The 792-nt window shown below is 44.7% G+C and carries 1 protein-coding gene; it reads right to left on the bottom strand.

Annotated features, from left to right (window positions below; all coding sequences use genetic code 11):
• Positions 1–776: methyl-accepting chemotaxis protein (locus A3729_RS34345; protein ID WP_304439719.1), on the bottom strand; the 776-nt coding region annotated here is incomplete at its 3' end.
• Positions 777–792: the final 16 nt, after the last annotated feature.

Here is a 792-nt window from a genome sequence, read left to right as displayed (position 1 = left end):
CGTACTTCGTCGGCAACGACGGCAAAACCCCGACCTTGTTCGCCTGCACGGGCTGCTTCGATTGCTGCGTTGAGTGCCAGTAGGTTAGTTTGCTCTGCGATGCTGGTGATCTCGGTGATAATCTGGTTGATCTGGTCGCTATCGTTACGCAATTTACCTAATACTTCATTCGACTCAGATATGCGCTTTTCAATGGTATCAATTGAGGAAGTTGTTGCATGTAGGTGCTCGCCAAAGCTATTGAGCTCGCTATTCATTTCGAGAATATGATTATTGATATCTCCAATGTCATGTTCGATGTTTTCGGTCGCCATGACCATATTATTTATTGCTCCACTCAACACGCCGCCGTGATGAGATTGCATCATCGTATTCTGGCTCATGGCACTGTAGGTTTCGGTTAATTCTGCGCTCATAGGGAGCAAGCGGGAGGCTCTAAGGTGAATCCCCTGTATAGCCTGCTCAGCATTGCTCAGGCGCTGATTCAAAATTTCAAATAACTCTTTGGGCGCGCCAGACATGTTTTGGGTATTTAATTGCGTCGAGTAAGAAAACTTCTCTTCGAGGTTCGCTTTTAATGCAGAGATTCCTGCGTTTATGGGTGAAATAACTATTTTTTGATACCAAACCAAAGACAATGTGCAGCATATCAGGGTAGTCAAGATATACGCTAGTAAGCTGTTTTCGGTGCTAGCGCCTACAAACCAATAACTTAAAGGAAAGAGAAGAGTTGCCGGTAAGATAACCAGGCAGTTGTGTGCTGAGAATGCTTTCATTTGTGGTCTTTGTATT

The organism is Oleiphilus sp. HI0043, from assembly GCF_001634935.1.
This window is presented reverse-complemented; position numbering and strand designations above follow the sequence as displayed.